At 42.4% G+C, this 26,233-nt stretch carries 19 protein-coding genes; 7 read left to right on the top strand and 12 right to left on the bottom strand.

Features of this window, described 5'->3' with window-relative positions:
- The first annotated feature begins 13 nt into the window (after positions 1-13).
- Positions 14-2,578 (top strand): quorum-sensing autoinducer 2 sensor kinase/phosphatase LuxQ, encoded by a 2,565-nt coding sequence (luxQ, locus tag EYW48_RS08310; protein ID WP_277432240.1) that lies wholly within the window; start codon positions 14-16, stop codon positions 2,576-2,578.
- Here the strand turns inward: luxQ and EYW48_RS08305 are convergent.
- The 5 genes from EYW48_RS08305 to yccS all read right to left on the bottom strand — a co-directional run bounded on the left by EYW48_RS08305 (position 2,555) and on the right by yccS (position 9,364).
- On the bottom strand, positions 2,555-3,235 hold the full coding sequence (locus EYW48_RS08305) for a PilZ domain-containing protein (RefSeq protein ID WP_277432239.1): 681 nt from the start codon (positions 3,233-3,235) through the stop codon (positions 2,555-2,557). The genes luxQ and EYW48_RS08305 overlap by 24 nt on opposite strands.
- Before the next feature lie 142 nt (positions 3,236-3,377).
- A complete protein-coding gene (gene glpD, locus EYW48_RS08300) occupies positions 3,378-4,922 on the bottom strand; it encodes a glycerol-3-phosphate dehydrogenase (protein WP_176313281.1) in 1,545 nt (514 codons plus the stop codon).
- A 193-nt stretch (positions 4,923-5,115) separates the two neighbouring features.
- Complete coding sequence (locus EYW48_RS08295; protein ID WP_171980455.1) at positions 5,116-6,375, bottom strand: hydroxymethylglutaryl-CoA reductase; 1,260 nt, start codon at positions 6,373-6,375, stop codon at positions 5,116-5,118.
- A 119-nt stretch (positions 6,376-6,494) separates the two neighbouring features.
- Positions 6,495-6,782: a hypothetical protein gene (locus tag EYW48_RS08290; RefSeq protein WP_053310557.1), complete on the bottom strand. Its 288-nt coding sequence runs from the start codon at positions 6,780-6,782 to the stop codon at positions 6,495-6,497.
- Positions 6,783-7,210: 428 nt separating this feature from the next.
- Positions 7,211-9,364, bottom strand: coding sequence for a YccS family putative transporter (gene yccS / locus EYW48_RS08285; RefSeq protein WP_274675956.1), 2,154 nt, complete (start codon positions 9,362-9,364; stop codon positions 7,211-7,213).
- A gap of 181 nt (positions 9,365-9,545) precedes the next feature.
- Between yccS and helD the strand changes: the two genes are divergently transcribed.
- Positions 9,546-11,609, top strand: a complete 2,064-nt coding sequence (gene helD, locus EYW48_RS08280) for a DNA helicase IV (protein ID WP_053310560.1) — start codon at positions 9,546-9,548, stop codon at positions 11,607-11,609.
- Positions 11,610-11,674: 65 nt separating this feature from the next.
- Here the strand turns inward: helD and EYW48_RS08275 are convergent, their stop codons facing one another.
- Positions 11,675-12,130, bottom strand: a complete 456-nt coding sequence (locus EYW48_RS08275) for a methylglyoxal synthase (protein WP_053310561.1) — start codon at positions 12,128-12,130, stop codon at positions 11,675-11,677.
- A 53-nt stretch (positions 12,131-12,183) separates the two neighbouring features.
- The gene (gene torT / locus EYW48_RS08270) at positions 12,184-13,185 is read right to left on the bottom strand and encodes a TMAO reductase system periplasmic protein TorT (RefSeq protein WP_176312327.1); all 1,002 of its coding nucleotides are present in this window, start codon (positions 13,183-13,185) and stop codon (positions 12,184-12,186) included.
- An 88-nt stretch (positions 13,186-13,273) separates the two neighbouring features.
- On the opposite strand from torT, the gene torS reads away from it, so the two are divergent.
- Positions 13,274-16,153 (top strand): TMAO reductase system sensor histidine kinase/response regulator TorS, encoded by a 2,880-nt coding sequence (gene torS / locus EYW48_RS08265; RefSeq protein WP_277432238.1) that lies wholly within the window; start codon positions 13,274-13,276, stop codon positions 16,151-16,153.
- A gap of 7 nt (positions 16,154-16,160) precedes the next feature.
- On the opposite strand, the gene EYW48_RS08260 is transcribed toward torS, so the two are convergent.
- Positions 16,161-16,811 (bottom strand): lysoplasmalogenase, encoded by a 651-nt coding sequence (locus tag EYW48_RS08260; RefSeq protein WP_277432237.1) that lies wholly within the window; start codon positions 16,809-16,811, stop codon positions 16,161-16,163.
- Positions 16,812-16,922: 111 nt separating this feature from the next.
- Positions 16,923-18,071, bottom strand: a complete 1,149-nt coding sequence (locus EYW48_RS08255) for an iron-containing alcohol dehydrogenase (RefSeq protein WP_277432236.1) — start codon at positions 18,069-18,071, stop codon at positions 16,923-16,925.
- Between the two features lie 172 nt (positions 18,072-18,243).
- On the opposite strand from EYW48_RS08255, the gene EYW48_RS08250 reads away from it, so the two are divergent.
- Together EYW48_RS08250 and EYW48_RS08245 are read left to right on the top strand one after the other, a co-directional pair.
- Positions 18,244-19,128: an AraC family transcriptional regulator gene (locus EYW48_RS08250; RefSeq protein ID WP_277432235.1), complete on the top strand. Its 885-nt coding sequence runs from the start codon at positions 18,244-18,246 to the stop codon at positions 19,126-19,128.
- A gap of 270 nt (positions 19,129-19,398) precedes the next feature.
- Positions 19,399-20,946 carry a DUF3369 domain-containing protein gene (locus EYW48_RS08245; protein WP_277432234.1) on the top strand — a complete coding sequence of 516 codons (1,548 nt, stop codon included), beginning with the start codon at positions 19,399-19,401 and terminating at the stop codon, positions 20,944-20,946.
- 65 nt (positions 20,947-21,011) lie between these two features.
- Here the strand turns inward: EYW48_RS08245 and EYW48_RS08240 are convergent, their stop codons facing one another.
- The gene (locus EYW48_RS08240) at positions 21,012-22,967 is read right to left on the bottom strand and encodes an ATP-binding protein (RefSeq protein ID WP_171980464.1); all 1,956 of its coding nucleotides are present in this window, start codon (positions 22,965-22,967) and stop codon (positions 21,012-21,014) included.
- A gap of 114 nt (positions 22,968-23,081) precedes the next feature.
- Between EYW48_RS08240 and EYW48_RS08235 the strand changes: the two genes are divergently transcribed.
- Both EYW48_RS08235 and EYW48_RS08230 read left to right on the top strand, forming a co-directional pair.
- Positions 23,082-24,050 carry a hypothetical protein gene (locus tag EYW48_RS08235; protein WP_053310570.1) on the top strand — a complete coding sequence of 323 codons (969 nt, stop codon included), beginning with the start codon at positions 23,082-23,084 and terminating at the stop codon, positions 24,048-24,050.
- Between the two features lie 63 nt (positions 24,051-24,113).
- Complete coding sequence (locus tag EYW48_RS08230) at positions 24,114-24,458, top strand: HopJ type III effector protein (RefSeq protein WP_277432233.1); 345 nt, start codon at positions 24,114-24,116, stop codon at positions 24,456-24,458.
- A 37-nt stretch (positions 24,459-24,495) separates the two neighbouring features.
- Here EYW48_RS08230 and emrD read toward each other — a convergent pair whose 3' ends face one another.
- On the bottom strand, positions 24,496-25,701 hold the full coding sequence (gene emrD, locus EYW48_RS08225; protein WP_053310572.1) for a multidrug efflux MFS transporter EmrD: 1,206 nt from the start codon (positions 25,699-25,701) through the stop codon (positions 24,496-24,498).
- Between the two features lie 191 nt (positions 25,702-25,892).
- A complete protein-coding gene (locus tag EYW48_RS08220) occupies positions 25,893-26,201 on the bottom strand; it encodes a cysteine-rich CWC family protein (protein WP_053310573.1) in 309 nt (102 codons plus the stop codon).
- Positions 26,202-26,233 lie beyond the last annotated feature (32 nt).

Genomic DNA, 26,233 nt, shown 5'->3' with positions numbered 1-26,233 from the left:
GGTTGATCTGACGATGAGTTTAAGATCTAGCAGCGTTAAAAAAAAGCAGAAAATAGCCACTCTGATTACCAAGTCGGTTATCGCTGTGATCGGTATATTGACGTTGAGTGTGTTATTTCAAAGCTATCAGATCAGTAGCAATATCATTGCTCAAGAAGTGCAGCGAACAGCGGTACAAACTTCTCGTTTGATTCAAAATCTGTTTAATTTTCGACTTTCATTGTTACAAATTAATCAAGATAGCAGTGCAAAGAATGCTAATTTAGTGAAAGCCATCCGCCAAGACAGTAATCAATTATTGGATCTCTACTTTCTGGGAGTAGATCAGCTTGAACCTATCAATACTCCAGATATTCGCTTTATTTCGAATGTTGATGAGTTGATATGGGAAGATGGTAACGCTCAATTTTATGGTATAGCACGACTAGATTTAGCGAAAATGGCCCGTAAGATTGCGCTCAGTAGCAACTGGCATATGATTAAGTCTGGGTCGATTTATTTGATGGCTAGGCGTTCACCAATTATTGATTTGGTGTCTGGTGAAGTGGTTGGTTTACTGCATATTGCTACTGTATTGAATAATAATTTCATATTAGCTGAAACATTACGAGATGGCAGTAACTCAGAAAACTTACTCATTACGGCTGGTGAAAATATCTTAGCTTCAACGCTCAACGGCAATGAAATCTACTCTGAAAATGATGTGTTAGCTGATAGCATCAACCAAGATGATTTTGAAGAGCTTATCGTTAGTCGCACTAATTTGACGATTGAAGGTGTGCCTATTTATATTGATGTGCTCAGTGTTCAAAGTAATGAGAATGTACTCAAATTACGCGATAATTTCTATTTTTGGATGGTTTTCGCCTTAATTGCAATGGCGTGTATATCGGTGTTAACTCGCTGGTGGCTACACCGACGAGTTAAGAACGAAATCAGTAGTTTGATGATTTACACCCATAAGGCGGCAGAAATCGGTAGTTATGAGCTATTTTCAGGTTCTAAAATTTATGAATTTGATCATTTTGGACGAACGCTAGAGCACACTTTTAAGCTCCTGTCTGAGCAAGAAAAGCAGTTTGAAGATCTGTTCAATTTCTCACTTTCCCCCATTATTGTATGGGACATCGACGGTCAACCGATCAAAATGAATCCGTCTGCGCAAAAGCATTTTATGCACCTGAATGAGAATCAGGAGTGTCTATTTGACGCTTTACAATTGGAACTACAACCTAAAATACGCCAAGCGGCGAAAGAAGAAACTTTCCGTGAAGTGAATGTAGAGGTGGGGAATAAAGTTTTCCGCTGGAATTTGTCGCCAATAGTGTTTGAACAAGAAATTGAATCGATCATTACCCAAGGACAGGACATTACGACCATTGCTGAAGCAGCCAAACAGAGTCGCCTTGCAAGGCAAGAGGCGGAAGAAACGGCCAGAATTCGTGCCGAATTCTTAGCAAAAATGAGTCATGAACTGCGAACGCCATTAAATGGTATTTTAGGGGTATCCCAATTACTCAAGCGAACCGTTCATAGCCAAGAGCAGCGTGAGCAAGTGGATGTGCTATGCAATAGTGGCGAGCATTTACTGGCGGTACTCAATGATATCCTCGATTTTTCTAAAATTGAACAAGGTCAATTTAGGATTCAAGAGGCTGATTTTAAATTGGTTGAAGTGATTTCTGCGGTTGAGAGTATCTACCGTCCACTTTGCGTAGCGAAAAATATCGACTTCAAGATCGAAGGAAATATTGCACCAGATATGGTTATCCATAGTGACCAGGTGCGTTTAAACCAAATTCTTTTTAACTTATTAAATAATGCAACCAAGTTTACCCATCAAGGCTCTATTTGCGTCGAATTTCTACACAAGCAAGTCAACGAGTTAGATTATCTGCACATTGCTTTGTCTGATACTGGCATTGGCATTAAAGAACAAGATCTTGAATCAATTTTTGAGCCCTTTATGCAAGCAGAGTCGAATACAACTCGTGAATATGGAGGAAGCGGTTTAGGGCTTGCAATAGTGAAGAGCTTGGTTGAGATGTTAGGTGGTTGCATCAGCGTTGAAAGTCAATTTGGTATGGGGACGCAGTTTTTTATTGAGCTGCCACTTGCCTTAGGTCATACCTCTTGTGATGCGCTTTCCGTTGAAAAAGTACTGCCAAACAACATGTTTGAAAGTACGATCAAAGTTTTACTTGTTGAAGATAACCATACCAACGCTTTTATTGCCCAAGCTTTTTGCAAGAAATATAAGATGGAAGTGATTTGGGTTGAAGATGGTCTACAAGCAATTGATTATTTGAAGGAGCATAGGGTAGACCTTATTCTCATGGATAACCAACTTCCATACTTAGGCGGTGTGGAGACTACACAATTGATTAAGTATGAATTGGGGTTAGATACGCCAGTTTATGCTTGTACTGCCGATGGCATGCCGTCAACCAGTGAAGCGTTTCTTAAGGCTGGCGCTGAGTATGTGATCGTCAAACCGATCAAAGAAAAAGCACTGCATGCTGCATTTAGTCACTTTCAGCAACAACGGGTTAATTTAAATCGTAACCTGAGAAGTTAAGCCTGCCATAAAAGAGTGTTCGAGCACTTCTTGTTTTAGTTCAGGTGTCATCTCGATTGGTTGTGCAAACTTAACACCAACCAAATATCCATTCTCGTGAGAACGAATGCTAATAATTTGGCTGGTTAAATCACTAGGTAGTAGCGGTGTTAAAGCTGACTTCACATTAATTATCGTTTCTTTTTCTAAGTCGTTAGTTGTTGTGATAAACAGAGCACACCCCGAAATGGAAAAGTCGACCAATTTTGCCTTTATTTTTCGTTCATTGTCAGTAATCGTAGCAGGAAGCGACAATTTATAACGTTCATGCTCTCGAATTGCTTTGGTCACAAAATGGTTGGGGAAGCGAATAAAAAGTAACCCTATAGGTTTGGACATCGAGCGAATGATTGTCGATTTAAACGCAAGAATATGGCCAAACTCAGTGTCACAAATGCCACGAAGGGTGACTTGGACATTGACTATTTTGCGCATTACTAAGTCATCTTGCACTTTGGTTGGCATATCGAGCAACGCGTAGCGATCTCGCTTATATCCAACAACCGAGGTTGAAAAGCTATAAGAATCTTCAGGTCCGAATTCTATATTAGCCATCATTTTCATACCGGGTTTGAGAAGCCGGAGTAACTCAATTAGGTTTGTATTTGGTATCGGCATTGACGTCACGCTGCTACATTGACATATATTAACTATAACTCGTGATGTATTTCCGGACTACTAAGATCAAGGAAAAAGCTCTTAGAATGTGAGGTTTCTAAGAGCTTACGTCAAATCATCTGCTACCTATCCACATTAACTTTCAGGCACTGATGCGTTTATCATTATCTTGCTGCAAATAAACAAGATATTCTTCGAGCTGTTGAAGTTGTGGTTTGGTTAACGTTAATCCTAACTTACTGCGACGCCAGACGATATCTTCGGCGGTAGCCGCAAATTCGTAGTGGACCAAATAATCGACCTCTTGTTGATAGAGACCTTCACCGAAATCTATGCCGAGTTCTGTTGCACTATTAACGCCATCAAGCATCACTCTAACATGGCTACCATAATTGGTGACCCAGCGTTTGATTGTGCTGCTTTCTAGTTGTGGAAACTGTTGTTCAAGATGTTGTCTCAGTTGTACTGGATAAAAATCTTCCCCGCCGGGGAGTGCTTTATCAGCGGTCCAACTGCCGGACATTTGATTGAAAAATGGTTTTAAATGGCCCATTGCCGATTCGGCTAGCTTACGATAAGTGGTTAATTTTCCACCAAAAATGGACAGAAGAGGCGCGTTATCAGCAGATTGGTCAAGAGACAAAGTATAGTCACGAGTGATCGCTTGTGGTGAGTCAGATTCATCATCACAAAGTGGTCGAACGCCACTAAAGTCAGCAACTATATCTTCTAACCCAATTTGGTGCACAAAGTGCTTATTGACGACTTCCAGTAAGTAGCGCTTTTCTTCGCCACTGATAGCCACCTGACGGGGGTCGCCTTGGTATTCTACATCTGTTGTACCAATCATTGAGTATTGATCAAGGTATGGAACGACAAAGACGATCCGCTTGTCTTCATTTTGCAAAATGTAAGCTTGTTCTTCATCGTGTATTTTCGGCACGATGATATGTGAACCTTTGATCAATCGAATGCCATAAGGTGATTTAATATCAATTTTATCATCAATAAACTGCTTTACCCATGGCCCAGTCGCATTGACTAAAGCATGACTTTGACGCATAAAATGGGTCTGCGTTCTTTCATCAAACAAGCTGACCTGCCACAAGTCACCGACACGTTTGGCTGATTCAACTCGGCAATAATTTCTTACCTCGGAACCGAGTTCACGAGCTTGCATCGCATTTAGCACAACTAAACGTGCATCATCTACCCAGCAGTCTGAGTACTCAAAACCCACTTTCATGTCAGGTTTTGTCACACTGCCAGCTTCCAAGGTGATTTTTTTACTCGCAGGAAGTGATGTTCGTTTGCCCAAATGATCATAGAGAAACAAGCCAGCGCGAATCATCCATGCTGGCCTTAAAAAAGGACGGTGTGGCAGACGAAAACGCATTGGCCTGGCAATATGCGGTGCTTTACGAAGTAGAACCTCTCGTTCTGCTAAGGCTTCTCCTACCAGGCGAAATTCATAGTGCTCAAGGTATCTCAAGCCACCATGAATGAGTTTTGAACTGGCTGACGATGTTGCGCTTGCAAAGTCTTGTGCTTCATATAAGCCAACTTTCAGTCCACGACCGGCAGCATCAGTCGCAATACCAGCACCGTTGATACCACCACCCACAACAATAAGATCAAGCACATCATGTTCATTATCATTAGGGTTTGAAACAGAAATATTGTTCATTGAGCATGCCTTTATTTTCGTTTTTATTCTTTAATGTTCGTATGAAAACATAAAGTGAGTGTTTTGGTTAGTTTTTTGTGTTTTTATTTTGATCTTGATCATTGTTTGAATTGAATCCGAAATACAAAAAAGGCCCTGCGTAATGGCAGGGCCTGATAAAAATAAAAACTGAAAGCGTGAGAGCGCTAGTTTGTTAGCGAGCGAGTTTGTGGTGCGCGCGTGAGAAATGCCCGGCGCAAAACGCGCCTACAATAGAAAGTTCACCAGCTAAGCAAAGTGCTGCTGCAACTTCTGCTAGCGCTTGTGATTGCCCTGTGCCATGCAGACCGAGAATGTCTAAACACGCTTTTTGGCTTGGTAGGCCAGTTCCGCCCCCAACGGTTCCTATCATCAAATTTGGCAGCGTTACGCTAGCGTATAAATCGCCATTTTTATCGACTTCCATACGAGTCATGCCCACCGCTGATTCAGCAACACACGCGGCATCTTGCCCACATGCAATATAAAGAGCGGCAAGGGCGTTGGCATAATGAGCGTTAATACCAATGGTTCCGCTGAGTGCACCACCAACGGTTGTCATTTGACCAAACTGCATCATGGCTTGTGGGGTAGTATGTAGGTACTTGTTGATTAAAGATGCTGATAGGTGAATTTCAGCCGTTACTTTTTTACCTCGTACACTGCGCAAAGTTTGGCTATTTGCTTTTTTGTCACCCGATAAATTGCCATCAAGAAACGCATATTCTGGCGCTATAGGTGTTGTGGCTAAAATGGTTTGAAATACGGCATTGGTAGCAATGGTTACCATATTCTGGCCAGACGCATCGCCCGTTAAAAATTCAAACACAAGGTAGACATGATTGCCCTCAATATTGACGTTGATATCAGTGAGTTTGCCGTGTGAAGTGGTCGATTCTGCTATTTGCTTAAAATAATCATATTGTGTCACTAGCCATGCGACAAATTGACCAGCTTCAACCAGATTATAGAAAGCGAAACCGGGAGTTCGAGTTACTCCTTCATTGAGTAACATAGCACTAGCGCCACCAGCTGCGGTGATGAGGTTGGCTCCACGGTTGTAGGAAGCAACCAAAGCGGCTTCTGTTGTGGCTAGTGGGACTAGATAATCATCGGTGGCAAACAAGCCATTTACTCGTAGTGGGCCTGCAATACCCACCGGAACTTTGACTGTGCCAATAAAATGTTCGATATTTTTGCTATAGCACTGCATATCTTGTGCTGTTGAAGGGTCAAATAACGCTGATTTGTTCGTTCGCTCATCAAGTACTTGCCAACGGCGATGTACATTTTTCTCGGTAAGATAAGGACTTGGGGTTAATTTCAGTGTCGGACGGGCTATATTTGGCTGAAGTTTTTGCTCTAATTGTTGAGCAGAGACGTCATTACCCAAAACAGATACATAGTCTCGTCGATGCAGATTTAACTTAGGCATTGCGAATCGTCATAAAGAATTTTCAGGCATTGTACTAATCAAGCGCGTAAACACAACGCTTGCTCAATTTCTCTTACAGTTTATTGCTCGGCATGTTAATTTTTTGAGAGAGGTGAAAGCTATACTTGGATATCTAGCAGAGAACCTATCATATCTTGATCTCGCTGAATGACATTAGTACCAATGCGGCTGTATTGGGTTGCTTGATTTAATTTGACTAAGCTATCTACTTGCGGAGGTTTTTCTGGTGGTCTTGTATATTCGATTTTGTTAAAAGAAAGGGCTTGATCGGCTTTACCAACGGGAGAGATCTCTTTCTCTATATTAATTTCACGCGCCGCTTCATCAGCCATTTTTCCTGACTGATTGAGTATTTGATAACCCGAATGAACTGCTGATATTGCCATAGACTCACCCTCGTTGCTCTTACAAGCATAAGTCTGGTTTGCTATTTTAGCAAGCTGTGCTATTGGTTGCGAAATAAGCTCGAAATGACACTTATCTCTTCATCAGTTAGTAAGATGTCACAACTCTTCTCAAGTGAATTTTGGATTTCATTTTGTAATGATCTCAGTTGCTGAGGGGTCAAGTGATGCAACTGTGATTTTAAAGATTCAAACTGTACATGTGTCATAGGGGCTTTTCCCAGAAAAAAATGATTGTCCTTATGATTGCTATAAGCTTGATTTCCTTTCATTGCTCTGCGTCTGTAAGAAATTTCTTAATCTAGGTTATTGGCGGATAGGTGTCTTTTTGTCCGAACAATGTCAGTTTACAACAAGGAAAAAGTAAGAGCGCACTTAACTAGAGGCGCTCTTATTTTTGTGACAGAGTGTTAGTTGACTCTTACGGCGAATTTACTGGCTAGCGAGTGAAGCTCCGGAAGCATACGGTAAATAAGGTGCAATTGTTGGAGTACCATTCTGGCTGAATTTTCGTCTTCTTCGCGCCATTCAGATAATCTTTTTTCTAATCCTGAATCTTCAATGTCACTGGTATCACATGCATCACAATGCTCGTACAGTTGCTTATGCAATATATCTAGATGACGATGAATAACGCGGTGCGTTTCTAAAACCAATTGATGGGTTGTTTCATCTTCAATGCGCGTTCGGTGAGCACCGAGTGCTGAAATGTAGCTCAACAGTGCATGGTTTAAGGTAAGAAAACGGAAACTTTCATCGACAGCGGCTCTATATTTTCCTGGTTCTACCAGCATATTACTAATAGCTGCTGTTAAGTTTGCATCTTGGTTATGAGCATTTCGGCGGGAAATTCGGTAGCTCAAGCTATCTTTTTTACCGATGCGGTACTGCCCAATGATTTGCCCTAAATACGTTTTGTTGGCATCTATCGCTTCAGCCATCACTTTGTGTAACCGTTTGGATTGCCAGTCTGGCAAAATCATGACGACTGCGGCAACGGCTAATGCACAGCCGATCAACGTATCAGCTAGCCTTGGCAGTACTACCGCGTACCCTTCACCCAATTGATTAAAACAAAATAAAACCAATAGGGTAATAAAACCGGTAGCGTATCCGTAATTATTAAGTCGGAAAGCAAAGAACATCACGCCAGATAAAACGATAAAGACCAATTGGCTTTCTTGTGAGGGAAACAAGGTGAGCAGTAACACACCGATAAACAGACCAGCCAGCGTCCCGATAATACGAGCAGCGAGTTTTTGACGTGTTGCCGAATAGTTTGGTTGGCAGACAAATAGAGTGGTCAGTAAGATCCAATAGCCTCGCTCAATATTAAAACCTTGGATAATGGCATAGCCAATAGTCAGTGCGATAGACATACGCAAGGCATGGCGAAATAACATCGAATCTTTATTGAAGTTAGCTTTTACCCGCAACCACATCGCTTTCAATGTATGCGCTTCGGTATCATCCAGCACGCCCTCTTCTGGCTTGTTTATATCTGGATTACTGACGTTGCTCAGCTGTTTTTCTACTGTTGCTAAGTTATTGAACAGGTAACCTAACTGAGCAAGCAGCATGCGCCAGTCTGAGCGTTTTTGCTCTTGCAGGTGATTGAGTGAACTTTGTAATTCGTCTAACGCGATAACGGACTCTGAACTGTGCTGATAGCTGCGACCCAGTTGGATCGATTGGGCAATGTCGCGACATGCGGTCGCTTGTGTTTCCAATAAATATTTAAACCGAAACAGAACGTCTGTTCGCCCGAAATGCTCAGCTAATTCTTGATAGCGGTAGTGGGTCGAACTGACACGTTCATGGATATCTTGTGCTAAGAAGTAGATATTTAGAAAACGGTCGCTAGCACCATCGATGTGTCCACGTTTTGAACGACTTAGTAGCGTTGCTTTACATTGGTTTAAGGCGGTGACAGTCGCAGCATTTAGATTCGCTTCGGCAATACGATGCGGCTGTGGAACTAAGTCTGATACTGGATGAAATAGATGACTTTTCGACTCAAGGTAGTTCGCTAGTTGCAAAAATACGTTGGCCAAGCTTTGTTGTACCGGTTGCATTGGCCAAATGATGTGCCAAATCATTGACATAAAATAGTACCAAGCTGATCCAGTTAATAGCAGCACGGGTTGGAACCAGAGGTTAACGCTTTGATGTGCGCCCAGCATGGTGTAAATGGCAATGAGTAGCGAACCAAATGCAATACTGGCATAACGAGGACCAATAGCTCCGAGAATGATAAAGCCAAAGGTTGAGATAAAAAGCCCAATAGCGAACAAGATTGGTGTATGAAACAAAAATTCGATCGAAAACGCCGCAATCGCAAAACAGATAAAAGTTAGTGTTAGTGACTTTATCCTACCAGTGAAACTGTCGTCACTTTCCGCCAATGCCGCTGCAATAACACCCAGAATAAGCGGTGTTATCCAAGTATTTAAGTCGAAATGCCAAGCTGGTATCACCACCCCTAACAGGGTGAGGAGTATAAGAATGCTGTAATTGACAGTTTTGTTCGCCCAATGTAGACGCAATTTGCTTGAGAGCTGCACGGTTATTCAACATATAAAAATAAAAAACTAGTGTAGCAGAAGCTTAAACTAACACCCTGATCAAAATAAAGAAAAGTGACTACTTGCTGAGAAAAGAAGCATTGCAGTATTGACATTAATTTTTCAATGGCCACAGTGATTGGTATATCATACTTACACCTTCATTAAAGAGCATAAAACAATGCAGCTAAGCGCAAATAAGACTGCACAATACCTAATTCAAAATGAATACCACCAAGTTGAACTAGAGCATGAACTTTTGATCATTGCTTCCACAGTTAGTGAAGAGCGTATTCCATTTAATGTTTGGAACGGTAAGGTTCGAATTAAACGTGGCTTAGTGTGGGGAACATTACAGTTTTTTGCTCATGAAGAAGAAGATATTCAGCAGTCTTGGTTAGTACAAGGGTTACCCTGGCCGCAATGTCGTCAGTTTGCTCATACTGCTGTGGCCGCTTATCAAGAGTGGCATCATCATCAGTGTTTACAGTTGAGCCAGTATTTGCCTCGCTGGGAGCTCGAACTTGAACGCCTTAAGCGTTTACCTTCATTTTTGCCCCACTCTTTATTAAATGCATGGATTGCTCAAGTTGAAGATGATTTCCAGACGATGGGGATGAATCTCACAGAAGCTCACCAGCGCTTACCCGATGCAATTGAAAAGTTATTGCCGTGGTTAACGGAACCGTCAACGTCTATCGCTGAGCGTAACCAAAGTTGGTTAGAAACAGAGCGCAAAAATTGGGAAGTGTTATTTTCTCAAGTAGAGCGTTCACCGCTCAATCTTTCCCAACAATATGCAGTGCTGCTTAATGATGATCACAACCTTATTTTAGCAGGCGCAGGTTCAGGTAAAACCAGTGTATTGACGGCACGTGTTGCGTATTTGCTGCAAAGTCACCTTGCTCAAGCTGAAGAGCTACTTTTAGTGGCATTTGGTCGTGATGCTGCAAAGGAAATGGAGCAGCGGATTGATGCTCGTATTGGTATGGCGGCTGAACAGGTGCGTGTTAACACCTTCCATCAACTGGGTTTGAAAATTCTAAACGACGTTGAAGATGGTGATGTTGTTATTTCACCGATTGCTTTAGATAGTAACTTAAAACAAGCGTGGTGCGTCGACTGGTTGAAAAAACATTGGATGACGCCCACCAATTTCAAGCGTTGGCAAAAGCATTTATCGAATTGGCCGATTGCTTATTTGGCCGGTGATGATGAGCTAGGCAGTCATGTTGAAAATCCAAAGCTGATTGCGTGGCTTGAAAAGCAACTTGATCAACTTGCGATGCTTGGCCTTGGGAAAAAAGAGCTACAACAACGTTTGATTGATCACCATGACTATACGCGCCTTAACAGCGAGCTTTCATTGTGCTGGCCTTGCTACCAAGCATGGCAACAAATGTTGAAAGAACAGAAGCAGATTGATTTCAATATTATGATCAGCCGTGCGACTGAATATGTTGTAAAAGGCAAATTTAAGTCGGCGTGGAAATTTATCATGATTGATGAATATCAAGATATTTCGCCGCAACGTATGGCGTTGATCCAAGCTTTGTGTGACCAAAACCCTCAAACATGCAATTTGTTCGCAGTTGGCGATGATTGGCAATCCATCTATCAATTTGCAGGATCTGATGTCGACTTAACCATGGGCTTTACTGAACGGTTCCCACACTCGACTGTTCATAATCTCGATACGACGTATCGCTTTAATGATCAGTTGGGAGCGGTGGCGAATCAATTTATCCAAGTGAATCCGAACCAAATTCGCAAAACGCTCAATAGTTTTAAGCAGCAAAAACAAAAGTCGGTATTTATTGCGCCAAGCAGTAATCTTGAGAAAATCTTGGATCAATTAAATCGTCAAGCCAGCCAGACGAAATCGGTGCTGCTGTTAGGACGTAACCACTACCACAAACCTGAATTGCTCAAGGATTGGCAAAACCATTATCGCTCGCTTGATATTGAGTTTATGACTTGTCATGCAAGTAAAGGGAAAGAAGCCGATTTTGTTATTATTGTCGGGGTCGATGAAGGCCAGTTCCCAGCTCGCGTCAAAGCGCTGCACATTGATGGTGCTTTAGCTCAGTCATCGGATGATTTCCCATATGCAGAGGAACGACGTTTATTTTATGTGGCGTTAACGCGTGCTAAAGAGAAAGTATGGATTACACACAGCGGCAGTGGTTCGATGTTCGTGCGAGAATTGTTATCGGGTGACTATCCTGTTGTGAAGCAGAAATGATCTGCCCCCTATGTTTAGGGGGCAGGATTTACCTTTCAACTCAACGTATGTAACTTAATATTCAGTTACATACGCTCAGCGAGATAGGCCTGATAGTCAGGAATTTCAATATCGACTTCTTGTTCAATTAGCTGTGATGAAAAGAGAAATTTTGCGCTAGCGCGGTTGGTGGCGACAGGAATATTCCACACGCTAGCAATTCGTAATAGCGCTTTGACATCAGGGTCATGCGGAACAGCGTTCAGTGGATCCCAGAAAAAGATCAATATATCAATTTTACCTTCCGAGATTAGCGCACCGATCTGTTGATCGCCGCCCATAGGGCCGCTGATCATGCTTTTGATAGCCAAGCCCGTTTCTTTACTGAGCATACTGCCGGTTGTACCTGTAGCGTATAAAAAATGACGTTGCAATTTTTCTTTATTTTCTTTAACCCAGCGAAGTAATTCTGGCTTGCAGTTATCATGAGCAACGAGAGCGACATGTTTATGCGCAGGCATAGTACGAGTCGTGTTTTGCATTGAAGTGTTCCTAATATTTTAAATAAGCACTTTAAATAACGAAATCGCCGCTTTTATTCAATCTCTTTTACGCTAAAAGTTGGCCTGTATTCGGATGGGGATAACGAATCTGCAATTATCTGCTTATTAAGTGAATGTGGTGTTAGCGGCTCAATGATGGGGGCTGCGTTTTTTTGATAAGTTTCATTATTCAAAAAAGCAGCCGCTTGCTGAATCGATAAACGCCCTTGTTGAACCATTTTATCTGTAGGGGAAAACTGTACTCGCCCACGCAATAACCCACGATAAACGCCGTGACTCAAGTAGGTGGAAACTAAGCCAATATTCTCTGTTTTGCCGGTTGTTCTTAATTCGCTAATAGCTGCTTCAATAGCCACTGCACTGCCTACGATGTAATTGATGTCAGGAATATCAATCGCTTGCTGGACTAAGTTGCGTTGTAGCTCTTTATCGTTGTCTGCCCATAAACTTTCGATTACCTCAATATCACTGCCTTTAATGGCACTATAAAACCCTCGCGTTACTGGCTTTGTGCCCCCGCTGACTTTAGGACCAAGCAGAAGTGCTATTTTGGTTGTTCCACTGCCTTTCGGGTGCTTATCGGCAAGGTATTTCCCTGCGTAGTAGCCCATCCAGTACCAATCGACACCGACTTGACCCTGCAGTAATTGAGATTGTGTTTTATCCAAAAAAAGGTGATTGACTACAGAAAAGACAGGCGTTGAACCTACATATTGGTTTAGTTCAGAAAAGTATAGATCGGGTGACACGGTACCTAAAATAATCGCATCGGCTCCCCAGCGGACACATAATGACAGTTGCTCTTTTTGGCGTTCATGGTTTGGATAACCGCCAGATTCTAAGACGCGTAAATTCAGTTTCTGCTTTTGAGCTTCATCAACCATGCCATAGTTGACTGACAACCAGTAAGAATCTTTAAGATGCGGGTACAAGGCGCATACTTTGTTTGGTGTATCGGCAATAGCAGAACCGGTAAATAGGGTAAGAAGCACGGCTGCTAGCGAACGTAAAAGGCATTTGGATATCAATCGCATTAGGGATTCATTGGCATAACAAGAATAAACACTGCAAAATATAGCCTATTCCGTCTTGCTTAAGAAGTTATGTTTAAGGTTGAGTGTCATGCGATTAGCTAAGGCCAGTATTGGTAGAAAATTAATGTTGTCCTTTTCAGCGATGGCATTACTGGTTTTGATGTCAGCGTTGATTGGCGTATTTGGTTTTTCTTTGGTCGCAAAGACAGAGCGTGATGTAGTAAATAGCGCTATTCCATCAATGTTAGAAGCTCGTCAAGTTTCAGAACTAAGCAGTCGAATTATCGCATCTGTACAGACATTAACCAATGCAAAAACGGAACAAGAACGCAAGCAATCAGGTAAGGAGTTATTCGACCAGTTAGACTCTTTACTCGGTCATATCAAACAATTAGGAGCGGATTCTTTTGATTCAGAACTCCTGACGCGTTTAGAAAGCCATGTGCAAAATGTTATTGATGCGCTGGCGCAACTCGGCATTACCGTTGAGCGCAAATTGTATATTGCGGATGACTTAGATATTCGAGTTGAAGAGATGCGTCAGTTAACGCAGCAACTCGAAGAACTAACGCGCACACAAGTGTTGAACACGAGTACCATTGCGGTAGCCAATATCACGCATATTTATGACTTATTGCAGGCAAATAAAACACAGCAAGTTTATCAAGCGCTTGATGCATTGGTTGAGGTTGATTTAGATCTTTCTGAACGGTTGCACGAGTTGCATCTACTTGCCTTTAAGATGTTGAATCATATCGAAGAAATACGTACCGCCACCAACGTGGAACGTATTGAGCAAATCCAGAGCGAGTTCTTACACAACCTTTCTATTATGCAAAGGCGTGTTCAAGTAGTGGAAGATCCAACCCGCTCAAAACAAATGCTCGCACTGGTTAACGATCTACAAAAGCGCACTGTAGTCTTTGATGTTTTACAGCAGCGTTACCAGAATGAGCAAGCGGCTTTAACTCTGATGCAAAACACTTTGCGGCAGTTATCTGAATTAAATACTACCGTTAACCGCTTAGTGGATGACTCCAACCAAACGACCACCAATGCTGTTGAGGCACTGTCGAGTACCTTAAATTTGGCTCAATTAAGCTTAACTATTTTGACGTTGATCGGTTTTTTAGTGGCGGTCTTGATCATGTGGAAAGTCGTTTATCTTTCGGTTGTTAAGCGCTTAGCGCAATACTCTTCAGCGTTGCTTTCTATTGCTCAAGGTCAGTTACAAGTTGAGTTGACTGTGAAAGGGAGTGATGAGCTTGCGCAAATGGGTAAGGCTATTATCACCGCAAGAAACACAGCCAATGCGCTAAAAGAAGTTGCACAAGCGGAAGTGAAAGCCAAACGAGAGTTACAAGAGCACAAAGAACACTTGGAAGAGGTGGTGACTGAGCGCACCCAACAATTACAACAGGCGAATGTTAAGCTAAATGCAGAGGTGTTGAATCACACCAAGGCCCGTAACCAAGCAGAACAGGCCAACCGTGCGAAATCGGCTTTTCTTGCGACGATGAGTCATGAAATTCGCACGCCGATGAACGGCGTATTAGGGACAGCTCGTTTACTCCAAGATACTCCATTGACCAGCCAGCAAAGTCATTATGTAGATGTCATCAACCGTAGTGGTAGCACATTACTGGCTATTTTGAACGATGTATTAGACTACTCAAAAATTGAGGCAGGGTACTTGGAAATTCGCCCTACTAATTTTAATTTGCATCGTATGGTCGAAGATATTTATCAACTGATGGAAGGGCGCGCGCAACAAAAAACACTTGAATTTACTAAGCAGATTGAAAGCGAGGTTACGTCTTTCTGGTTTGGTGACGTGACTCGTTTAAGTCAGGTTTTGACCAATTTAGTCGGTAATGCCATCAAATTCACCGACCAAGGTTATGTCGATATCTACGTTAGTATTGATGCTGATAACTCTGAAAAGGTGATATTCGAAGTGGCTGATTCAGGGATAGGGATTCGTGAAGATGAACAAGAAAACCTGTTCGAAGCGTTTACTCAAGCTACGGGGGGTGTTGGCCATAAAGGGGGAACAGGGTTGGGTCTAGCGATCAGCAAACGGATCGTAGAAGCGATGGGCGGCGAGCTGAATTTGGAATCCGAATCGGGTAAAGGCAGCCGATTTTGGTTTTCTGTACCACTAAAACATGGAGAAGCGATAACCGTTCAGCCAACTCAGTCAACCTCATCTGTGCACGCTAAAGTGTTATTAGTAGAAGATAATCCGGTAAACAGCATGGTTGCTGAAGGTTTCTTGGTACATATGGGGCATGAGGTGCTAACCGCCAAAGATGGCGCTGAAGCGCAAGTATTGTTTGCACAGCAACAGTTTGATATCGCATTACTTGATATCAATTTACCCGATTGCAATGGGGTTGAGCTTTTGGCGCAATTGAAATGTTTAGAAGTCAATCGAGCAGAGCACAAATCAACTCCGATGATCGCCGTATCTGCTCATGTTTTTAACGAAGAGGTCGAGCAATATTTGACAGCAGGTTTTGATGGCTATCTTCCTAAGCCGATTGTAAAAGAAGATCTTGAACAGATAATCCAACGTAGTCTTGAAGGCAAACCGTTACCACTCACTCAAGATTCAAATCCATCAAACCATGTTGAAGCTAAATGCACTGTGATTGATAACCGTATTGTGCTGGCCGACATTGATGTTCTCGGCCATGAGAAGATGCAACAGATCGTGGAGTTGTTCGCCAGCAGCGCCAGTGAGGCGCTGCTAGAGTTACAGCATCACGCGGACAATGGCGAGCAAATTAAGTTGATCGTACACAAACTTAAGGGCTCTGCCGGTAGCTTGGGTTTAGATGCTTTGTTTGATGCGTGCCTTGAGATAGAAAAAAATAGTGCCCCAGAGAAAGTTTACCAAATGCAACGAGTAAAGTTAGAAAAGGTAGTGGCGTTGTCAGTGCAAGCGCTTAGGGCTTTTTTTTAATTAAACGCTAGGCGGTTAAACTAGCGAGTACGGATAGCGTAATTAACCCTTGTGCGGTGTAATACGTTACCATGACTACATGTCGAGAGAAATGAGAAGCAGAGCGAAACCTATCAATGGCAAGTACTAAGTCAGACATCATAAACATTAATGCTCCAACCAAAGCCAATAGCCCCGCCGATGAGCGATAAGCCACCCAAAACTCGGCCGCTGATGCAGTCATAGCCACAATTACAACAATGTAGAGAGCGACTGGAATGATCATCGCACCTAAACTGGGTAGTAGCAGTAAAAATACCAATACACCAACCGCTAGGAATCCTGCGGGTATCCACCAAGTGATGGACTCTATCGTTTGTAAAAAGCCGATGCTATAGGCAATGTGCGCAAACAAAAAACAGCTTAATCCAGCAACAAACTTATCTTTTGGGTGCATCAAAAAAGCGTCGCCCATCGCTGAAAGCAGTAGTCCCACAAGCACCCATAAACCGAATGAATTATTCATGGCATGAAAGGATAATTCACTGATACCAGCAAGATACAGTGACGTGGCCATTAACAGTATTGGTAGCGGTTTGCTAATATAAAACAACCACCTAGGCCCACAGCTGATCGAAAATAAATGAATAATACAAATAACGATGATGATTGGCCACATAGGTTTTCCATATAGGTTTTCTACAAACAAAAAAGCAGCGCCTATCAGCGCTGCTCGGATTGTAACAGAATATATTTCATGGAATCTTATTGATGCACTAAACGTATCTAATTAGATGATAGCCTGCTCTAATATTTCACGAGATCTTTCAATGGTAATTGATTGTTGCTCACCTAACACGACCATGCCATGAGCTTCTAGTTGTGCAATTACTGCGTCGACCGCTTCTTGTTTGCTGCTGTTGTGGTCAGTAAATTGAGTTGCAACATTTAAGCTATGGTAAAAGGCTTCGATAGCGTCAATAGTGCGTAGTGCTAGGTCTTCGCCAACTGGTAGAGCAAATACATTTTTGCCCATTTGCTCTAACTTAGCCCGTTTGTTTTCAAGCTGATTACGCAACAAAGAAGGTTGCACAATAGCCAAAGAACGCGCGTGGTCTACATGCCACAAGGCCGTGAATTCATGACCAATCATATGCGTCGCCCAGTCTTGAGGAACACCGCTACCAATTAAACCATTCAGTGCTTGGTTTGCAGTCCACATCAGGTTAGCACGCCACTGATCGTTGTCTCTTTCTGCGTATTGTTGGCTAAGTGCCAACAGGTTTTTAAGGAGCGTTTCAGCATAGCCGTCTTGAACCATCGCATTGGTTGGTAGAGTAAGGTACTGCTCGCAAACGTGTACCCATGCGTCTACCAAGCCATTGATCAACTGGCGTTCAGGTAATGACTTCATCACATCTGGATCAAGTACAGCAAATTTCGGTTGAACCGCTGGTGCCATGAATGCCAGCTTATCTTGTGTCTCAGCTTTGGTGATTACCGCGCCCATATTGGATTCAGAGCCTGTTGCAGGCAAAGTTAAGATTGCACCAATAGGTGTCGCTTCAACAACTTGGTGCTTGCCGAGCATAATATCCCAACCATCACCATCATATTTAGCGGCGGCTGCAACGTATTTTGAACCATCAATCACTGAACCACCACCAACGGCAAGAATAAAATCGATACCTTGTTGCTTCACTATCGCTACGGCTTTGTCGAGTGTTTCCTTGGTTGGGTTTGGCTCTACACCGGCAAACTCAACCCAGTTGTGATTTGCTAGTGCACTGACGACTTGATCGTACACACCATTGTTCTTGATTGAACCTCCGCCATAAATAACCAAGGTTTTTTTATCTGTAGGGATTGCACTGCTGATCGCTGCAATTTGTCCTTGGCCGAAATGAATTTGGGTAGGGTTAACATAAGTAAATTTCATTATTCTCACCTTTTTATGCTTCTAAAAATGGAGGTAACCCTCCAAGGCAGTGTTTTTACGAAGTGCATATTAGTACTGAATTGACGTTGAATATAGACCGATTTCTCGAAATAAATTGCCTAATTCTATTTGATTGGTATCCTTTGGCCATATTATCACTTTAGGGGGTGTCATGAGCGAACTCGCGCAACTGATGCAACAGTACGTAGAAAAACAGTCTTTAGATCAACTGGAGGGAATTCACCAGACGGTTATTGCTGGCGTATGGTTTTACCGCAGTAGCCTGGGTAATCAACGGCAGCCGTTTGTTTATCAGTCAGGCATTATTCTTTTAGGTCAAGGGCATAAACAGATTCATATTGGAGGCAACCCTGTCCACTATGGGCCGAATGACTATTTAGTGGTAGGCGTTCCATTGCCATTAGAATGTGAAGCTTTTGCCACAGAAAACGAACCGTTGCTGGGTTTAACCATCAATATTGACCATTCGATGTTACTCAAACAGGTAAGTAAGCTTGAAGAGTCGGGTTTTTATCGAAACTGCAGCGATAAAACATCGAAATGTGGTCTTAAGTCGGTAGAAATGAACAAAGAAATGCTGGCGAGCACTATTCGCTTAATGTCCGCATTGGTGAATGATCTGGAAGCGAAAGTTCTGGGAGAGGCGATACTTGAAGAGATCGTATTTCGTGCCCTAACCAGCAGTGAAGGGCATGTGTTGTTTGATCTCGCTCATCAAGAAGGTCATTACGCACGTGTAGCGAAAGCACTGAGCAAAGTCCATCAAGAGTATGATCAATCAATTACCGTGCAGCGATTGGCTGAAGAGGCCAATATGAGCGTTTCTGCATTCCATCAAGCTTTTAGAACCGTCACTTTAGAGTCTCCCTTACAATATTTGAAGAAAGTACGACTCAATAAAGCCAAAGAGCTTATTCATGTGGAAGGCAAAAGGGTCAATGATGCCGCACGTATGGTCGGTTACACCAGTGCATCACAATTTAGTCGAGAATATAAAAGACACTTCAACGAAACACCAAGAGGAGTTCAGCGATAAAAGAGGAAAGATAAAACATAAGGTTTACTCTTTTATTGTTACGAGCACTGCGACATTATTCCCCAAGTAGTGACGATAGCAACGAATCGTCATTGTTCCTCCTAAAGAATGCTAGTCACGTTCTGCCTACAAGCCCTTATTTGAATCAATCTATGCTGAATTCAATAGGGGCTTTATTTTTCATCACATTAATCAGAATTCATCCACTAAAAAAGCCGTTATGTGCTAAACCTAAAGAGTAGACAAATCGTCATTCAAGGGAATTAGGCAATGGATCTTTTTGCAGATTATCAGCAAGAAAATGGAAGTGAGCATAAGGTCTCATATGAGCCAAAAGTTGAAATTAGGCCATGGTATGTGCTGCTTGTGGATGATGATGAACAGATGCACCAAATTACCCGTTTGGCACTAAACGGTTTTACATTTCAAGGCCGACCTCTTGATCTCATATCCGCAATGTCAGGCTCTGAGGCTCAAGATAAACTGAGAGAAAACGACGATATAGCTTTAGCATTAATCGATGTTGTCATGGAAACGGAACATGCTGGTCTGGAATTGGTAAAATATATTCGTGAAGTGTGTAATAACAAGATGATTCGCTTAGTGCTTCGTACAGGACAGGCGGGTCAAGCACCTGAAGATACTGTTATCCAAGAGTACGAAATTGATGATTATAAAGAGAAGACCGAACTCACGACGCAGAAGCTTAGAACGCTGCTGTATTCCATGCTTCGTGCTTATCGTGACTTATGTTTGATTAAAGAACAAAAAGAAGGCTTGAGCCGTGTCATTCAAGCTTCTGCCAATGTGCAAAATACCACTACATTGAAAACTTATGCTGAGTCAGTACTGGGGCAACTAACTTCACTTCTTAAACTTCATTCGTCAGCTTTTTACTGCATTGTTCAGCCTAGGCCGGAGGGGGAGGAGTGCCGAGCGCTGACATTAGCGGCTACTGGCGACTATATTGATTTTTATTCTGAGTGCAACCTCGGGCGTTTACCCGACCTAGTTGCGACTCGTTGTCGGTATGTATTGAATTCCCAGCAATCACAAGATTTTGGTGATGCTTCCGTTTTATTCACAACGGATGATCGTGGCGTAGATAACTTACTGTACATTAATATTGAAGATGATTTGTGTGAGCTTGATAAACAGCTACTGGAGATCTACATGCACAACATCGGACTGACCTTTGAAAAATTAAACTTGTTAGTCGACCTGCGGGAAACCTCAAAAGAGCTAGTGTATAACTTAGCCAATGCGGTTGAAGCGCGGAGTAGAGAAACCGGTGCACATGTACAGCGAGTTTCTCTGATCAGTGAAAAACTAGCTGTATTGTATGGTTTACCGGAACAAGAGGTAGATATGCTCAAGAGTGCCTCACCGCTACACGATATCGGTAAGGTTGCCATTCCAGACAGTATTTTGCATAAACCAGGCAAGTTGGACGCGCAAGAATGGGAGATTATGCAAAAGCACGTTGAATATGGAGTGGAAATTTTAAGTCGATCCAAGCGTCGCCTGATTGCCGTCGCAAAAGAAATTGCGGCTACTCACCATGAAAAGTGGGATGGAACGGGTTATCCCCACCAATTGATCGGTAATCAGATACCGATCAGCGGTCGTATTACTGCATTAGCCGACGTATTTGATGCATTGGGTTCTAAGCGAAGTTACAAAGAACCGTGGACAGATGATGCCATTATGCAAGAAATTGTTGCCCAAAAAGGGAAACATTTTGATCCAGACTTAGTTGATCTGATGATAGAGCATTGGGATGACTTTATTGCCATTCGTAATCAACTACCCGATTAGTCATTTGTTTTGAATTAAACTTTGTTTATCAATATTGCATCACCGCCAATGGCGGTGATGCATGTTTAAGGCTTTATATGCTGTTCTAGTGTCTTAGGTAGGGTGAAAGTGTAATGTACGCCTTCATCGACATCTGATTCAAATAGCAACTGGCCACTCAGCTTTTGCTTCATCAAATTAAAGACGAGATTCAAACCTAGCCCCGAGCCACCTTTGCCTCGCTTAGTAGTATAAAAGGGCTCAAAAATTTTGTGGTGCAAAGCAGGCTCAACACCGCAGCCGTTATCTTGATACTCTAAAATAATATTATCTTGTTGCTGATAGAAACGAATTGTTATTTCCGGATTTGGCTGCTGTGCAAAAGCATGGTTAATGCTATTCATCACTAAATTGGAAACAATTTGAGTCAACACACCCGGTAAACTATTCATAGTGATTGTTTCATCGCCTTCTATATTAGGCACAACGGGCACCTTGCGTGTTTCTGGATGAAGACTTGCAATTAGGGCATGCAGAACTTGATGAATAGAAAACTGACTTCGACTCTCAGAGACTTGATCAACCGCTGTTTGTTTGAAGTCTCGTACCAGTTTTGCTGCCCGGTTTAGGTTGCTTTCCAACATTTGAGTCGTGTCATTCATGCGCAGCATCAACGATGAAAACTGACTGCTGGTCAGTGTTTGGTCGGCAAAGGCTTTATTCAGTTCGTTTTTGATGTCGTTAATCACCGATGTTGCGGTTACGGCAATACCTAGTGGTGTATTGACTTCATGAGCGACCCCTGCAACTAGCCCACCTAATGCGGCCAGTTTTTCTGATTCAATCAACTGACTTTGTGTTTCCTGTAGCTGTTGCATGCTCTGTTTTAGGTCTGAAGTTCGCTGTTGAAGATCAAGCGTTCGTCGCGCAACTTGCCGCTCTAAGTTTTGGTTGAGCTCTTCAAGTTCGGTTTGCGCTAGTTTTAATTCAGTGATGTTAATTGCTGTACCTCTAAAACCGATGAATTGCTCATTACGATAGCGTGCAATCGCCTGAAACATGAGATATTGCGTGACACCGGAAATAACGATATTTTCTTTACACTTGGAAAAGTCTTCTTTTTTTTCAAGAAGATGTAAAAGGTGCTCCAAATCTTTAAATTGCGTTAGTTCGGAGAGGAATGGCTTCTCATTTGCCGCAATGTTTAATGCATGGCGCATTGGTTCTGAAGCATAAATGAGCTGATTGGATGCGTTTGTCTCCCATAACCAATCTGATGAAACTTCGGTGAAATCTGCAAGTCGCTCTTGTTCAAACTTGATATTGTTGTACAGCGTTGTCAGATTGGTTGTAATTTTATTGGTCTCATCGGCTAACCATACCAATTCATCGTGGTGTCCCATGATCCACTTTTTATGTACTAGCTGAAGAGGTTTAGGTGGGTGTCGAGGGTTGTATTTACGTAAGTAGTTAGCAATGGCAAATAACCTTCGATTCACGCTTTCGTGGAAAATCATTAGAATCACATAACATACAAAAACAGTCTTCATCGCGTTCACGACAAGTACAATTAAAAACTGCCGAATAAGATAGGTATAGATTTCTTGAGCATTGGACTCAATGTAGATAGTGCCTACTTGCTCTTTAATGCCAGTATCAGGGTTTAGGTAGAGCATGGGATAGCTGTTTTTTAAGACACGTTCAGTTACTTTATTACCAGCACTGAAGTGATAATTCCCAGAAGAGATGAGCAAATAATCAATTTTGGGTAAATTAACCAGACCATCCAGACGTTGTTGAAGGGTCACGAGATCATAACTCCACAAAGCAGTGGCCAGTAGATCGGCATGAACAAATTCTATTTCGTGATGACGCTGAGCGACGTCATTAAACTCACGATTATAGTCGAAATAGGTTTGTGCTAGGGTGGTCATTAACGTTACTAGCCCACTGAGAATAACTAGAAAAATAATGATTCGCCGGCCAATATGGCTAGAGATCGGGCTGCTATCACTCTCTTCAAATTGACGACTTCTATTCATTTCTCTACTCATGTTTTGGCGTGATGTATTTCAGTATAGATGCTGAATCTAAAGTATGAATGAGGGGGTATTGGCTACACTTAACAAAATAAATCAAATTATTGGAGATAACTCATGCGTTGGATGTTGTTATGGTTGCTGATCAGTCCTTCGGTTTTGGCAGAAAAAATTTTAGTCATTGAAAGTTATCACCAACACAACGAATGGGATCAAAGTTATCTGAAGGCCCTTAAGCATACGTTAACACCTCGCTATGAACTCGAAAACTTTGAGATGAACACCAAGCGAATTCCTGCTAGTCAATATTCGGTAATGGCTGAAAAAGCATTCGCGGCCTATCAACAGGCTAAACCTGATGTAGTGGTGCTGGGTGATGATAACGCTTTAGTTTATATGTTGCCGAAACTGTATAACGAGCCGATTTCAATTGTATTTCTGGGGATCAATGACAACCCGAGAAAACTCATTATGCAATACCAAGGACAAGCCAAAGTCACGGGGATATTAGAACGACCTCTGTTTGTGAAAACCATGGGCGAAATAGGCCGTATGCTGGAAGAGGATAAGCGAAAAGTACTCGTGCTGTTTGACTCTGGTAATACCGCGAAAATCGCTTTGGAATATATGAAAACTCAAGTCAGTATGATTGAGAATAATTTAGGCATCACAACGGAGATTTCCTCGATCACTACTGATAGAGAATGGTATGAACAGATTAATACAGCGAATAAAAGAGGCTTTGGTGCGATTGTTGTCGGTTTATTTCAAACACTAATGGATGACGCTGGGAATCATGTTGATGCTGAAAAAATCATGACATGGACCAACCAAAATACCCAAGTACCGCTATTCGGTTTTTGGGACTTTTCGATTGGTAAAGGCAAAGCCGCTGGTGGCGTTGTACTTGCAGGAAGTGATCAAGGGCAGATGGCCGCTGATATAGTGGTCCGCATTTTGGATCACAATGAAGATGCAAGCCAAATACCAATACAAATAGGGCTACAAGGAAAAGCAATTTATCACGCGGACGAAATGGCGCGTTGGGGGTTATCGATACCTAAAGGCTGGACTGCGATAGAGTGATTCTTTTCATTGCACTTGTTTTTACTTAGACTGACGCTTTTACTAGTCAAAAAGAGAGTCGACATGGAATTGAACGAACTGCTCACCTTGTTAACACGGCAGCCTGACAGCATAGTCTTTAGCCAAGTGATTGAAACCATTGATGAGAATTATCACTTTACACCAACGGAGTTTAAAAATGGTGAAATTCTCAATGCGGAGAATCAAAACAATGGCTCATGCAAAATTTTTGCTTTTGCACAATTACAGCAGTTAGATAAGGCGCAAACATTGGCTTGTTTTGGTGACTATTACCGTAAAGATGTTCTGCAAAACCCAGAGAATGATGATCACCAAAACATTCGAAACTTCATTGAATATGGTTGGGATGGTATCCAGTTTTCTAATCAAGCCTTAAGTAAAAAGTAGGAATAGAAGAGGGAGGCTATACGCCTCCCTGACCACTTTAAATTGCCAATGGCATTTCATTGGATGGGTCTTGTTTGCTGTAGACTCGAATCAGTCCTAGAGTCGCAAACACCGACATCAATAGCATTAAACCACCTAATGGCATTTGGCTATGAGCTGGAATGGCTGATGCCAACAGTGTTGCTAAACCTGCGCCTAGGTTTTGCATGCCGCCTAAGACTGCGCCGCCTGTTCCTGCGTGATAAGGCAGTGGAGTTAATGCTCCTGTTGTCGCAGCAGGGAATAAAATACCCGCCCCTAGGAAATAGACCGTAGCCCCACCAATTAAAGTGAGTGCCGTTGTTTTCTCAAACAAGCCTGGAATAAACACCACGAGCGAGCCGATGGCTATCGCAACTAGTCCAACGTACAGCGCACTTTTTTCATTAACGCGCTGTGCAATAACACTCGACAATCCGGCACCAATTAAATAGCCAGGAATTGGTAGTACAAACAACAAACTTACGGTTGTCGCTGGTAATTGTAATACACCGCCCAATAGCACACCTGCCGCTGCTTCAAACACCGCAACGCCAGAAAAGGTTGCCACAAGGCAAATTAAGTAACCTTGAAAACGTCTGTCACTTAGTACATAACGATAGCTGCTAGAGACGCGCTCATGTTTTCTCAGGTTTTTCGGTAAGGTTTCCACCATACTGGTCATCATGGTAATGATTACCGCAATGGCAAATAGTGACAGAAAAAGATAACTAGAACGCCAACCAAAGCTTTCAGTTAAATAGCCGCCCAATACAGGAGCAATAAGTGGTGAAAAGATCACACACATGCTGATCAAACTATTTGCTTTATGCAGTTCTGCCCCAGAAAAGCAGTCGCGCGTTAGGGTACGAGACATTGCGCCACCGCAACCAATACCTAGCCCTTGCACAAAACTACCCGCTAAAAACCATTCATATTGATTGGCAAACAAAGCCAATATTGAACCTACGATGTAAATCAACAAACCAGCAATAATAATAGGTTTGCGGCCAAGTCGATCTGACAATGGTCCGTAGACAAATTGCGATAAACCATACGGAATTAAGTAACACGCCATAACGGCTTGCAATGATGCTGGCGTAACCAAAAACTCACCCGCCATATGACCAATGGATGGGACATACATAGTTTGTGTCATTTGACCAACAGCGGTCAAAATCGCAATTAAAAACGTCAGCTTCACTAATGGAAACGATGCGGACATGATGAATCTCCTGCACAAAAATGCAACAACGGAATGAGAGTTAAATGGATACTGAAACTAATGATAATATGAGAAAGAGTAGCTCTTTCGGTGCGAGATATTAGTAGGGGTTTGGCTGTTTATCAATCGAAAAGTGTGATCTCAAGCAAGATAAAAATCTATAGGAATCATTAGTTAAACTAATCCAAAAATCACACAATTGGCAGTGATGTAAGGCAGTGTCGACATAAGCATTTTGCATGATTATCAAGCGATGAGGTATCTCTATCTTCTAGCTCAAAACACCAGCAGGTAGTTTTACCTTCACTGATGTCACAATGAGCGCTTTGTTTACAACTTGGGCAGCGGTGGGTTCCTTGGTCACGTTTCAGTTTTGTCATGATCTCATCGCGTTGTTGCACAGAAAAGTTACGCCACTGTACAATTTCTTGCATTGTGCGGTGGCAACCAGAGCATATTCCACCTTCATTTTTACACGCTGCAATACAAGGAGTTTTCATCAACTTAAGCCTAGTTATTTTGGGAAGCTTGG

It is taken from the genome of Vibrio sp. 1180_3 (assembly GCF_029478545.1).
Taxonomy (GTDB): Bacteria; Pseudomonadota; Gammaproteobacteria; order Enterobacterales; family Vibrionaceae; genus Vibrio; species Vibrio aestuarianus.
Note: the sequence above shows the minus strand (reverse complement) of the source record. Positions and strands in the feature narration are given on the sequence as shown.

Excerpts from the sequence above, each read along its gene's own strand:
- EYW48_RS08295 (WP_171980455.1), bottom strand. The coding sequence starts at position 6,375 with ATGCCTAAGTTAAATCTGCATCGACGAGACTATGTATCTGTTTTGGGT.
- EYW48_RS08230 (WP_277432233.1), top strand. The coding sequence starts at position 24,114 with ATGGAATTGAACGAACTGCTCACCTTGTTAACACGGCAGCCTGACAGC.
- EYW48_RS08250 (WP_277432235.1), top strand. The coding sequence starts at position 18,244 with ATGAGCGAACTCGCGCAACTGATGCAACAGTACGTAGAAAAACAGTCT.
- EYW48_RS08290 (WP_053310557.1), bottom strand. The coding sequence starts at position 6,782 with ATGGCAATATCAGCAGTTCATTCGGGTTATCAAATACTCAATCAGTCA.
- torS (WP_277432238.1), top strand. The coding sequence starts at position 13,274 with ATGCGATTAGCTAAGGCCAGTATTGGTAGAAAATTAATGTTGTCCTTT.
- EYW48_RS08255 (WP_277432236.1), bottom strand. The coding sequence starts at position 18,071 with ATGAAATTTACTTATGTTAACCCTACCCAAATTCATTTCGGCCAAGGA.
- EYW48_RS08275 (WP_053310561.1), bottom strand. The coding sequence starts at position 12,130 with ATGCAAAACACGACTCGTACTATGCCTGCGCATAAACATGTCGCTCTC.
- torT (WP_176312327.1), bottom strand. The coding sequence starts at position 13,185 with ATGCGATTGATATCCAAATGCCTTTTACGTTCGCTAGCAGCCGTGCTT.
- EYW48_RS08260 (WP_277432237.1), bottom strand. The coding sequence starts at position 16,811 with ATGTGGCCAATCATCATCGTTATTTGTATTATTCATTTATTTTCGATC.
- emrD (WP_053310572.1), bottom strand. The coding sequence starts at position 25,701 with ATGTCCGCATCGTTTCCATTAGTGAAGCTGACGTTTTTAATTGCGATT.
- EYW48_RS08245 (WP_277432234.1), top strand. The coding sequence starts at position 19,399 with ATGGATCTTTTTGCAGATTATCAGCAAGAAAATGGAAGTGAGCATAAG.
- EYW48_RS08240 (WP_171980464.1), bottom strand. The coding sequence starts at position 22,967 with ATGAATAGAAGTCGTCAATTTGAAGAGAGTGATAGCAGCCCGATCTCT.
- EYW48_RS08220 (WP_053310573.1), bottom strand. The coding sequence starts at position 26,201 with ATGAAAACTCCTTGTATTGCAGCGTGTAAAAATGAAGGTGGAATATGC.
- luxQ (WP_277432240.1), top strand. The coding sequence starts at position 14 with ATGAGTTTAAGATCTAGCAGCGTTAAAAAAAAGCAGAAAATAGCCACT.
- EYW48_RS08235 (WP_053310570.1), top strand. The coding sequence starts at position 23,082 with ATGCGTTGGATGTTGTTATGGTTGCTGATCAGTCCTTCGGTTTTGGCA.
- helD (WP_053310560.1), top strand. The coding sequence starts at position 9,546 with ATGCAGCTAAGCGCAAATAAGACTGCACAATACCTAATTCAAAATGAA.
- EYW48_RS08305 (WP_277432239.1), bottom strand. The coding sequence starts at position 3,235 with ATGCCGATACCAAATACAAACCTAATTGAGTTACTCCGGCTTCTCAAA.
- glpD (WP_176313281.1), bottom strand. The coding sequence starts at position 4,922 with ATGAACAATATTTCTGTTTCAAACCCTAATGATAATGAACATGATGTG.